This is a genomic window from Methylomonas sp. MgM2 (assembly GCF_054172045.1).
The window spans coordinates 36,532-48,747 of record NZ_JBSYXO010000031.1 but is presented as its reverse complement, the minus strand read 5'-3'; the positions used below and the strand labels follow the sequence as shown (position 1 = coordinate 48,747).

8 protein-coding genes and 1 pseudogene are annotated in these 12,216 nt (G+C 52.4%); 6 read left to right on the top strand and 3 right to left on the bottom strand.

Annotated features, from left to right (window positions below):
* The 3 genes and pseudogenes from prfA to ACW73I_RS18330 form a co-directional block, all read left to right on the top strand.
* Positions 1 to 250: pseudogene (gene prfA / locus ACW73I_RS18340) on the top strand (peptide chain release factor 1); the annotation flags it as partial.
* The gene (prmC, locus tag ACW73I_RS18335) at positions 243 to 1,151 is read left to right on the top strand and encodes a peptide chain release factor N(5)-glutamine methyltransferase (RefSeq protein ID WP_458030883.1); all 909 of its coding nucleotides are present in this window, start codon (positions 243 to 245) and stop codon (positions 1,149 to 1,151) included. The pseudogene prfA and the gene prmC, both read left to right, overlap by 8 nt.
* Positions 1,148 to 1,573 (top strand): Mov34/MPN/PAD-1 family protein, encoded by a 426-nt coding sequence (locus tag ACW73I_RS18330; protein ID WP_458030882.1) that lies wholly within the window; start codon positions 1,148 to 1,150, stop codon positions 1,571 to 1,573. The genes prmC and ACW73I_RS18330 overlap by 4 nt, the downstream gene beginning before the upstream one ends.
* Positions 1,574 to 1,761: 188 nt before the next feature.
* On the opposite strand, the gene ACW73I_RS18325 is transcribed toward ACW73I_RS18330, so the two are convergent.
* Genes ACW73I_RS18325 through ACW73I_RS18315 form a run of 3 tightly spaced genes read right to left on the bottom strand, consistent with a single transcriptional unit; the run spans position 1,762 to position 7,170 of the window.
* A complete protein-coding gene (locus ACW73I_RS18325) occupies positions 1,762 to 2,703 on the bottom strand; it encodes a cation diffusion facilitator family transporter (RefSeq protein ID WP_458030881.1) in 942 nt (313 codons plus the stop codon).
* 58 nt (positions 2,704 to 2,761) lie between these two features.
* A complete protein-coding gene (locus tag ACW73I_RS18320) occupies positions 2,762 to 4,648 on the bottom strand; it encodes a proton-conducting transporter transmembrane domain-containing protein (protein WP_458030880.1) in 1,887 nt (628 codons plus the stop codon).
* A complete protein-coding gene (locus ACW73I_RS18315; RefSeq protein WP_458030879.1) occupies positions 4,645 to 7,170 on the bottom strand; it encodes a YbcC family protein in 2,526 nt (841 codons plus the stop codon). Before ACW73I_RS18315 ends, ACW73I_RS18320 begins: the two co-directional genes overlap by 4 nt.
* A gap of 498 nt (positions 7,171 to 7,668) precedes the next feature.
* On the opposite strand from ACW73I_RS18315, the gene ACW73I_RS18310 reads away from it, so the two are divergent.
* Genes ACW73I_RS18310 through ACW73I_RS18300 form a run of 3 tightly spaced genes read left to right on the top strand, consistent with a single transcriptional unit; the run spans position 7,669 to position 12,216 of the window.
* Positions 7,669 to 9,315 carry a SulP family inorganic anion transporter gene (locus tag ACW73I_RS18310; RefSeq protein ID WP_458030878.1) on the top strand — a complete coding sequence of 549 codons (1,647 nt, stop codon included), beginning with the start codon at positions 7,669 to 7,671 and terminating at the stop codon, positions 9,313 to 9,315.
* Positions 9,316 to 9,367: 52 nt separating this feature from the next.
* Positions 9,368 to 10,822, top strand: a complete 1,455-nt coding sequence (locus ACW73I_RS18305) for a sensor histidine kinase (protein WP_458030877.1) — start codon at positions 9,368 to 9,370, stop codon at positions 10,820 to 10,822.
* Complete coding sequence (locus ACW73I_RS18300; protein ID WP_458030884.1) at positions 10,822 to 12,216, top strand: sigma-54-dependent transcriptional regulator; 1,395 nt, start codon at positions 10,822 to 10,824, stop codon at positions 12,214 to 12,216. Before ACW73I_RS18305 ends, ACW73I_RS18300 begins: the two co-directional genes overlap by 1 nt.

Sequence of the window (12,216 nt, the reverse complement as noted above, 5' to 3'; positions counted from 1 at the left end):
TCTTTTGGCCGCCGAACAGGAAAAACAGCAAGCCGAACAGTCGGCGAGCCGTAAGCTGCAAGTCGGCAGCGGCGATCGCTCCGAGCGTATCCGCACTTACAATTATCCACAAGGCCGCTTGACCGATCACCGCATCAATCTAACCCTATATAAACTGGAAGAGATCATGGAAGGCGGATTGGAGCACGTCATACAACCCCTGATTCATGAACATCAGGCCGAACTGCTGACCCAGTTGGGCAATGCCTGATACTGGCAGCGGCAAGTTGATCCGCCCGGACCTTGGTGCGGAAACCGATCCGCTCCGGCAATCGGTTCAAGCGCTACTTGCCGATGCGGCGAAGCAACTGGCAACAGGATCCGAATCTCCTCAATTGGACGCCGAAGTTCTATTGTGTCTTTGCCTGAATAAAAACCGCTCCTTTCTCAGGGCCTGGCCCGAACACCGCCCCGCCAAGGCGCAAATCGCCTGCTTCAACGATCTGATATTAAAGCGCCGGCAAGGCGTTCCGGTGGCCTATTTGACCGGCGTGCGGGAATTCTGGTCGCGTGAATTCCGGGTTGGCGCTGACGTACTGATTCCCAGACCGGACACCGAACGCTTGATCGAATTATCGCTGGATTTATTGCCTGCGGATCAGCCGTGCAAAATCGTCGATCTCGGCACCGGTTCGGGCATTTTGGCCGTCACATTGGCCGCCGAGAGGCCGCTTGCCCAGGTTCTCGCAACCGACATTAGCCTGACGGCACTCAATCTCGCGCGTGAAAACGCCGCGCGATTGAAGGTCGAAAATGTGCGATTCTTAGCCTCGCATTGGTTCGATAGCATTACCGAAAAAGAATTCGATCTGGTCATCAGCAACCCACCCTATATCGCCAGCGACGATCCGCACTTATTGCAAGGCGACGTGCGCTTTGAACCCAAAACCGCCTTAGTCAGCGATGAAAAAGGCCTAAGAGACATACGCCTGATCGCCGAACAAGCCCTTCTACATTTGAACGCCGGCGGTCATTTATTGCTTGAACACGGCTACAATCAGCCAGCCGAAGTTCGAGAAATATTCAAACGGTTAGACTATAAGCAGGTCAGGACTTATAGCGACTTGGCCGGCAATCCACGCGTCACCTCAGGATTATGGAACCCAACATGAATACAGATGAAATATGCTTACCGCGCAAATTAACCAACCGGCTGCTGCATTTGGCGCAAATATCGCCGGAAGCCGAAATTTGCGGCTTGATCGGCGCCGGTGCCGACGGCATTCCGGCCAGCTGTTATCCGGTCGGCAACCAAGCCGAAAATCCAAAAATGCGCTTCTTATTAAATCCCAGCCAACAAATAGCCGCGATGAGGGACATGCGAGAAAAAAATGAAAGTCTGTTCGCGATCTATCATTCCCATCCTGATGCACCGGCTGAGCCATCCGCTACGGACATTGAACAAGCCAGTTACCCGGATGCGGTGCATTTGATTATTTCGTTGAACACCAAAGGCATATTGGAAATGCGCGCCTTCAAAATCGTAGAAAAAATCGTTAGCGAATTGCCGTTACGTCTAATCGAAACGGCCTGAGCCGCAAAACGCTTAGGATTTGGCCAAAAACAACTTCCCGTTTTGCCGGTGCGAACCCTGGGGGCATACCGAATGAGGAACGCCGTGAACCCTCCCATGAGGGCTTGACGACAGCGTCCTTACTGCCGATTCCTCGATGCGTCCCCGGTGACTACTGCCATATCGGGAAGTTATTTTGGACGATATCCTTAATGCTCCCAGGAAGCCAAATCTTCGATCGGCTCTAAATGGGTATCGATATCGATGCTATCGAAACGGGCGGTGATGGCTTGCTCGATCAGCTCCACGTAATCGTGCCCTCGCTGCACGCTCCAATGCCCCGGCACCAGCAAATGCACCGACATAAAACGGCGCGCGCCGGCGTAACGGGTGCGTAAGGCGTGATAGGCGATATGCTCCGCCGCGGCAAACTCCTCCAACACCTCAATGATTTCCGCCAGCTCGTCATCCGGCAAGGCTGCGTCCATCAAACCCGCCACGGTGCGTTGAATCAGTTCCATTCCGGCCCAGAGTATATGCAAGGCAACCAGAATAGCGATAATAGGGTCGAGAATTTCCCAACCATCCATACCTAATTGCCGAGCTAGATTCAAAGTCGCCTCGAAATGATTAGCGACAGCAATGATTCCGATCCCGATTAGAATGCCTATCGTGGTCCAGACATCGGTCATCAAATGTTTGCCGTCGGCTTCCAATGTTATCGATTTCCGGCTACGGCCGACACCGATCAAAATACGGGCAACGAGTAAGTTGATCAGCGATGCGAATACCGAAATGGCGATGCCCACATCCAGCCGCTGCAAGGGTTCCGGGTGCCACAAGCGCTCCCAAGCCGCGTAAGCGATACTGGCCGCAGCCAGCAAAATCATGATGCCTTCGGCGCCGCTGGAAAAATACTCGATTTTATCGTGGCCATAGGCATGGTTGGCGTCGGGCGGCCGCGAAGCAATGCTAAGCGAAATCAACACGATGACCGCGGCCACCAGATTGATCAAGGACTCAAGCGCGTCAGACAACAGACCGACCGAACCGGTCAACCAATAAGCATAGCTTTTTAGCGCAATGGTCGCCAAAGCAGCGGCAATCGATAACCAGCCGTAAATTGCCAACGAGGATTGTTGAACTGCCATTTCTAAAAACCATTGGAAAATAGGCTTAGTTTAACAGTTCAGCCTGCCTTGGGTCATATCAATGCGACACGCGATACTCCCGTACCTCCACCGGACGGCCCATAGACAAGCGCATAAACACCCGCGCCGCGGCAATGCCATTCACGACAAAGGTGAACGTAATCGGCACCGCAAACCAAGGATGCTGGCTACTCGCATGCGACAACAACAAATCCTCGCCCAAAAATGCCGGCGTGATAGGGAAGCCGACCACGCCTAAAAAGCTCAGGAACAGCAACATCGATAAGCCGGGCCGAATTTCGGCAAAGGCCCGAAAACGAAACGAGGTATGCGCGAAATCGTCGTCTTTTAGTAAACGCGCCATCACCGCTAATCCCAACAACCACGCCGGCACGATGCCGCTCAGAAACAAAACGATATCCAACAAAGCATCCGGCACCATCAGCCAGACAGCCAATGCCGCCAGAAAAGTGCTCATGGCCACATGGTTCCAGACCTTGAACGGACTGTGCTTTTGGCTAAAGGCGCCAGCCGACACTAACACCATCAAGAGCGAAACCGGCATCGACAAATAAATACCGGCCACACTACCGGCGTGACTGGCACCAATCACGACACAGCCCAATAACGCAAAAATAGCCGGACCCTTGACCCAAACACTAAGCCGATTCATAGCAGCGCCCAGATTCTTCAACGGTTCCCACAATATCTTACGCACCAGTAACTCCAACTGGCCTTCCTGCAAGGCAAATACATAAAGCGTGTTTTGCAGAACCTCGGGCAACGCGGCGCGAATCGATAACGGCAAGTATTCCAATTTTTGCGTATCGCTAATATAAAAGTCGCTATTGACTGCGCCTTCCACACGCAATAAATGCGCAACGATCGATGGAGACACCAACAACTGATAGCAGCGTAAGAAAGCATTACCGGTGAAATGTAACAAAACCAAAGTTTCCAATCCCAGTGCCAGCTCGACAAACATCAGCCCCACTTGGGCTATCGACGCATAAGCGATCTGCCCTTTGATATTGGACTGGGTTTTCTCGGATAAGGTGGCAATAAACACCGTTAAGACGCCGATGCCCAAAACCGTCAAGCGCGGCAGATAATGATAGGTCCAAATCGGCATGGTTCTAAGCAACAAAAATACGCCGAGATGTATCGATAGCGCGCCGTAGAAAATCGCGCTGGACGGCGTCGGCCCTTCCATTGCCCGCGGCAGCCAAAAGCAAAACGGAAACTGGGCCGATTTGCCCGATGCGGCCAGAATGATCAGCCATGACAACAGCGACAGCGCCGCAAAACCGGCCGGATCGTCCGCCGGATGATCGAACAAACGACTCATTTGACTAAAATGCTGACTCTCGTGAAACAGCAAATGACTGAGCCAAGCGCCCATCAACAAACCGACATCGCAAAAGCGATAAATCGTATAAGCGCGTAAGGCATTCCGCACCGGTTGCCAGCGGTGCCGATAAAACGCAATCAATAAGAACGAGGAAATCCCGACGACTTCCCATCCGGCAAACAGCATATCGATACTGCCGGACAATACGATGACATTCAAACCGAACGCGAAACCGAAAATCGTCTGAAAAAAGCGTTTGTAACCGGCATCGCGGTGCATATACACCCGGCAATATTTGATGATGATGGAAAATATCGCCCAGACGCAGAACAAATACGCCGCGCCGACCCGGTCCAGATAAAACAGGACAGGAAATTGATAATCGCCTTGCCGGTACAGCACGAACCACAGATACTCGTAGTTTTTAAACCCGCCCGCCGCCCAAGACGTCAATAGACCGATCACGCTGACCGCCATCAAACGGGTGGTCCACAGGCAAATTCGAGCCACCTTATGCTCGTCACCGTCGCTGAAAAAGATCGATAAAAAACCCAATAAAGGTGACAACACGCTCGCTAGTAACAAGAAATTCACGCAACCCTCCCGGTAAACTGATGCACAGGTATCGTTTTCGTTTGACCGACGATGATTTTTTCCGAACGGTCGGCGACCGGCGCTTTGACGTCCTTCGGGAAATCGACACCTTGCCAAATGCCGCTACGGTAAAGTTTCATATCTCGGCTAGGCGGTTGGCAGGCGACCAAAATCACCCATTCATTTTCCAGCCATTCTTTCAGCTCGCCCAACTTGGCAATGGCTAAATCAATGATGTCGCAGCGTTGCTCCACAACCAACAACAGACGTGCCGGCTCGTGGACCTCGATCATCTGCGAAGGCAGGCCGGTACGCAAATCGCCTTCGACACCGTTGGCGACACCCAGCAAACCGATGACGTTGTGCGGCAACTTGGTGCCCGCGCCATAGACCGAGTTGTCGATACGCGAAAACAAATATTCCAAGTTAATACCGCCGCAAACCGGGATCACCGCCGACAGAATTTTAGCCAGAATTTCACCGTCGTTGTCCGTGGTCGGATCGTAAGACTGCAAAAAGGCCCGCCGGTCCATGAATAAGTGCCGAGTCAGCGCGCGACGGCCCACCACGGCATAAAGATTATTGGAGTGGTTGTATTCCGGCCGCGGTTCGAAAATCGACGAAGCCCGCTCCTTTACGTGGCGATGGCTGGTTGCGTTGTCCGGCGCGTTCGGTCCCAGCTCGAACCACCGGCAGCGCTCGCGTGCGTTGCGCCGCAAGGCTGTGTTCATGCTGTGTTGAAACTCCTGCAAGGCTTTATGAGCGGTTTTGTCCAGCGTTTGCTGATCGAAATAACTGACTTCGTCCCGGCTGGTGTTATGCATCGCGGCGACGAAATGCGTCGAATCGGGAATGTCTATACCGCGTTGGCGCAGTAGTCTCCGCACTTCGGGATGATTGGCCATCCAAGCAAAGGCGCGGGCGTTGGGCGCGCCCGGCTTGCCCGCACAAGCGCCGCAATCATAAGCGGCGAAATGCGGGTTATTCACGCTGCTGGAACCATGCGCCACCGCGACCACCAACGGCGCAAAATGTGTGGTCAAACCGATGTTACCTAATTGACCACCCACTTTATCGGCCATTTCGGCCAGCGAAAACCCCAGCAAATAACCGTCTTCATTTGGGGCGTCGGTTTCACGCATCAAATGCAAGTGGCTATGCACCTCCAGTTCGCTTAAGCGCCGGATCCTCGGCAGCTTTGTCACCGGCCTGAACACATCCAAAGCCAGACGCACGGCGTAAGCCAAACCGAGGGTTTGGGTATAAATCCAGCCGCGCCCCAAAGAATGCGCCGAAAAGTGCATTTTGCTGATATCTTGCCTCGGATCTTTGGGTTCCGGCCTGCGCCCTTTGACCGACTCCATCACCAAATGCCTCGGCTTGATCACCGCCGGACATTGCGCCACCGGATAGCCGTCCTCCAAGCCTTGATACAGAAAATCGATACCGAAAAACCCCGGCGCGCCAAACGTTTCTATACTTGGATGCACCTCCTCCAAGTAACGCCGCAGCGAGCATTCTCTATCGTCGATACAGAAAACCGCCTGTACCGTTGGCGCCGTTGCCGGGGTTTGTTCCAACGGTTGATCGCGCATGGCTACTAATAATTCGCCATGCAGCGACCACTCCATCGCCTCATGCCAAACCCTTAGTTTCAACGGTATTTCCGGCTTCAGATGCCGCTCGTTGAACAAAGGCACGTTGGTCAATTCAGGCAATTGGGCGATCTTCAAAAAACGGTCGCCTTTCTTTTTGTGAACAAAAGCCAGCTCGCAAATCAACTCCACTGCCAACATCTGTTTCAGACTGATATCACGCGGCACCAGCAAAGCCTGCGGATTGGTTTCTATGACCCTCACCATGCCGGACCAACCGGGATGACCGAGCAAAACCTCCAACAAATACTGGGTATACAAAGACTGATCGCCGACGATTTTTTCCAAGCAAAACATAATCGCCTGTTCCTCACCGCCATCCAGTAAGCCGCGTACCGAGATTTCATGAAACGGATACAGCGGAATCAGACTGTTCAGCGTTAAACGCCGCACACAGTCCCAAAAAGTCTCGCCGTCTTTTGGCAGCGCCCAACGGCTGATGCCTTGATCCAAAAAATTGGACAGCAGACGGAACATCACCGGATGCACGGATGCATTCAAGTCGACTTCCAAATAATTGGTCCAAGCGTTGCGTATGCCGTCGTTGGCCAAGGACAGCGGCGGCAAGTGTCCGTGATGATCTTCGACAAACAAGCTGTCGCGCAAAGCTTGGCATTCATCACTCGATAGGCTCAGCTGGTCGATAGCCCATTCGATCGCTTCCGGCCTGATCCGGCCTTGCCGATAGCGTTGCTGGTAATCGGCCAGTGGCAAATAACTCTTGGCGCCGAAGACCTTGGCGGCGACCGCTACGCCCTCGTGAAACGGCATATGCTGCACCGCATGCAGTGTGTTGTGATGAATGAAATCCTTCAGCGGACCCTGGCTGGGTAACCAATGGCCGATATGATCAATAGCGGCGCTCAAATCAAAATGCGCTATTGAAACGTTATCAGGACGAAAATGGGACATAAGCTGGTCAAACCTCGCTGGTCGCGTAAACAGTTAACGACTAGGAGAGCATAGCCTGTGCCAATTACGATTTTGCCCGCCCGCAAGGGGTCCGGAACCGGCTGCAAACCTATTTTTTATCTTCGACCGGCTTAAATCCACCGACATCGGTTTTAAAAAACGGTTGCTTTAGCCACCGCCGACCAAAACGACGAACTTGCCGCCCGATGATCCGGAAAATTATCGGAAGTGGTTTTTGAAAAGTTCGATTAGACCTACTCGAAAATTCTGACCCATGTAAAAAAAGATAAAATGGTTTATTTAAACCAAATCTTTTGGTTTAAATAGCCGCGCGACCGTGTCCATCAATAAGAACCACCAAGCCAAGCCGGCGGTTTTAAGTCGATTTCGCCCAATCTTCAGACTGGCACGGTTCTCGCTGTGAGGTAGTTTTCATTCCTACTGAGATCAACCATGTCAAATTCAGCTCATCTTCTCCTACCCAAAACCGGCATTGCCGGTTTAGCGGAAAACTGGCGTAGCGATTTGTTGTCCGGTTTTCTGGTTTTTCTGATCGCACTGCCGTTATGCCTTGGAATCGCGATGGCTTCCGGCTTCCCGCCGATGGCGGGCATCATTAGCGCTATCGTTGGCGGTTTGCTGGTATCCCGTATCAGCGGATCAAACGTGACGATTAACGGCCCGGCGGCCGGCTTGATCGTAGTCGTCTTGGATGCGGTGCAATCGCTTGGACAAGGCGATGCGATGGCCGGCTATCGCTACACTTTGGCCGCCATCGTGGTTGCCAGTGTGTTTCAAGTGTTATTGGGCGTGTTTAAGGCGGGTAAGTTAAGCGCTTTTTTCCCCAGCTCGGTAGTGCATGGCATGCTTGCGGCGATCGGCATTATTATCATGGTCAAGCAAATACATACCTTGTTGGGTGTGAAGCCGGAGGCCAAGTCGCTGTTCGGCGCTATCGGCGAAATCCCGCACTCGATCATCACGATGAACCCGGAAGTATCCGCGATCGGTTTGCTGGGTTTGGGGCTTTTGATCGCGTGGACTTTGCTTAAAAACAAAACCCTAAAAATGATCCCCGCACCTATCCTAGTGGTATTGCTCGGCTTGGCGCTGGGCCAATTCTTCGATTTGGACCACGAACACAAATATCTGTTTTTACCGGAAACCGAGTTCTTGCCGCACCACGAATTCAGCATCGGCCCCGCATTTTTGGTTTCGGTACCGGAAAACTTTATGGCCGGCTTTTATTTTCCGGACTTCGGCAAGATCGCAACCGGCGAATTCTGGTTTGCGGTGCTGACCATTTGTCTGGTCGGAAGTTTGGAAAGCTTGTTGAGTGCCGCCGCAGTCGACAAGCTCGACCCCTACAAACGCGATTCGGACTTAAACCGCGACTTGGCGGCGGTCGGCGCCGGCAACATCATTTCCGGCATGATCGGCGGCTTACCGATGATCGCGGAAATCGTACGTAGTTCGGCTAATGTCAATAACGGGGCTAAAACCGGTTGGGCCAACTTTTTTCATGGTATCTGCCTACTGGTCTTCGTCGCTTTATTCCCGAAATTGATACATGAAATTCCGATGACCTCCTTAGCCGCCCTATTGGTTTTCACCGGTTTTCGTCTGGCATCGCCGAAAGAGTTTGCCAAAACATTGGAGGTCGGCGTCGATAATTTCGCGGTGTTTGTAATCACCATCATCGGCGTTCTGGCTACCGACCTGTTAGTCGGCGTCGCGATCGGAATCATGGCCGAGTTGATCATTCATTTGATACGCGGCCTGAAATTCGGCAATATATTTTCGATCGCATACCACATCAATCAGACCGCTCCCGACACCTACCACATCAGCGTCAGCGGGGCTGCGGTATTTTCCAACTTCGTCGGTTTAAAAAGCTTGATGGCAGACTTCCCTGAACAAAAACAAGTATTCTTCGACTTGAGCGACGCCGATTTGATCGACCATACCGTCATGGAGTTTATTCACCATTTTAAAGAAGAATACACACACGCCGGCGGGTATTGCGATATTGTAGGCTTGGACAATCACCGCAGCTTCTCGGACCATCATTTGGCCGCACGCCGCAGAGTGGCGGGCTAAACGCTTCTCGGTTTCCGCCACCGTTCTTTCCATAACGTCAGGATAGCGATTTATGCGTCAACTTTTGCTTAGACCGATCATTTTTGTCACGCTGATCATGAGCGTCTTGGTCGTCGGCGAGTTACTGGCTTTAGGTCGTTTGTCCTGGCTCAACAAACAGCGCATACATACCATCCAAAACGACATTGGCAAAGGCCACCGCTTGCAGGGAACTATTTTCGAATTGTTACAAATACAATCTCAATTGGCGCGGCATAAAAACGATCCGTCGGTTACGTCCGAGCAAGTCGATGAACTGGAAGCCCAGCTAATGGATCTGCTACAAGGCCACAACCGTAGTGACTTTACCGTTCCGGTCGATTTACACATCTTGCAGGATAAATTCGACCAGGCGATCAATGGCGATTCCGCAGCCCTTATCGATACGGTGAACCTGATTCAAGACGTATTGGATCAACAAACGGCCGAAGAGGAAAAATTACTGATAGGCATCGAAGACGATAGCCGATTGGAATTGCAACTGGCCGTCATTTTACCTCTGCTGTTGTTTTGGATCGGTCATTACTTTTTTCGCAATAATGTACTGGAACCATTGGACGCACTGCGCGACCTGCTGTCGGGTTTAACCGACGGCGTCAAAAAGCCGATAGACCGCGACAGTTCCGATCCGATTATCAACGACCTATTCCAACGCTATAACGACTTAGTGGCTCATCTTATCGAACTGGAGGAAGCGCATAAGACCTACACCAGCCGACTGGAGAGTCAGGTTCGCAAGACCAGCCAAAAACTATTGGAACAGAGTCAAAGACTGGCCAGGGCCGAACGCTTGGCGGCCTTGACCGAAATGGCGGCCAGCACGGCGCACGAATTGCGCAACCCGCTGACCATCATCCAGCTGGCATTGGAAAACATGCAAAGCGAAACCAATGATCCCGAATTGCGCGAACGTCTCGGCCTGCTGCACAAAGAAGCCAATCGATTAACCACTCACTTAAACGACTTGCTAGGCACGGCGCGTCAACAAAGCGAAGCGGCACAACCCTTCGACGTCAGCGTCGTCGCCCGCGAACTGGTAACCCTGCTGTGCTACCAGATCGCCGACACGATTCATTTCGATCTTAAATGCCCTTCGCACTTGGAAGTGGTATTACCGGAAACCGAATTCAGGCAAGTACTGCTCAATTTGCTGCAAAACGCGGTACAGGCAATCGGTAACAAACCCGGAGAAGTTAAAATCAGTATCGCCCAAGCCGATAAACAACTATTAATCAGCGTCTCCGATAGTGGAGGCGGCTTTAATCGGCAGTTGTTGCAACAAGGCATAAGACCTTTCGTTAGCCTCAAGGAAAAAGGCAGCGGTTTAGGGCTGGTCATGGTACAGCGTTTTACTCGTGACCAACACGGAACGCTGAAACTGGAAAACTCGCCGGCCGGCCACGCACGCGTTTCGTTAGCGTTACCGCTTAAACGAGTCGAAGCAGCGAAAAGAGAGGTACACCCATGATGACAAACACCTTGCTGATCATTGAAGATGAAGCCATGCTCGGCGCCGAGCTGGCCCGTTTTTTTAAAAAAGCCGACTGGGAAGTAAACATCGCGCATTCTCTACAAGAAGCCGAAACTTATTTGCGCGAACAAAGTTTCGATCCGTTGGTCGTGTTGTCCGATATGAATCTGCCGGACGGCAACGCACTGGATTTACTCGAAAAACTTCAACCCGAAATCGACAGCAGCGAATGGGTGCTTTTGACCGGCTACGGCAGCGTGGCCGATTCGGTGCGCGCTGTCCGCCTAGGCGCTTATGACTTCATCGAAAAACCCTGTTCGCTGGACAGATTGAACCTTCTGGTGGAAGGCGCGGCCCGGAGCGCCCGCGCACAGAGGCGCTTGCAACATCAAGCGGCCTCTCAACATAATCAATATGCCATCGAAAGCTTGATAGGCGGTAGCCCGGCCATGACTTCGTTACGGGCCATGTTGAAACAGATCGTCAAAGTACCGTTTTCCAGTCTGATCATCAGCGGAGAAACCGGAACCGGCAAGGGCATGATCGCCCGCATTTTGCATTATTCCGGCATACGCTCTCAGGCTCCGCTGGTGGAAATCAACTGCGCTGCGCTGCCGCGCGAATTGTTGGAAGCGGAATTGTTCGGCTACGAAGCCGGCTCGTTTACCGGCGCCAAAAAACGCCACCGCGGCCTATTCGAACAAGCGCATACCGGCACTTTGTTTCTGGACGAAATCGGCGAAATGGATCTGGAATTGCAAAGCAAACTGTTAAAAGCGGTGGAGGATTTACGCATCCGCCGACTGGGCAGCGAAACCGAAATCAACGTAGACGTCCAAATCATCGCGGCAACCAATCTGGACTTGGTCCAAAAGGTCAGCGAGGGTTTGTTCAGGCGCGACCTCTACCATCGCTTAAACGTCATCAACGTCCGCGTGCCGGCCTTACGCGAACGCAAACAGGATTTGGAACAATTGGTGCCGCAGTTCATCGCCGACTGTAACCGCAAATCTGCCAAATCGGTCAGCGTCATCCCGGAACAGGCCTGGCAACTCATCAAAGCTTATGATTGGCCGGGGAACATCCGCGAACTGCGTAATGTGCTGGAACGCTGCGTGTTACTGGCTCCGGACCAAAATCTGCCGACCGAATGGCTACAATTGCAAAGCAGTCAAATCAACCAGCTTGCCAACGCACCAATCGCCAATCAGGAAGGCGTGTTTATTCCATTGGACGGCAGCCTGAGCCTGCACGAAATGGAAAAGTTCATCATTCAAGAGGCGCTAAACCGTTGCGACTCCAACGTCACAGCCGCGGCCCGCATGCTGGGCACAACCCGCGAAACCCTGCGTTACCGGGTACAGAAATATCACTTGAAATGTAAGTTCTGA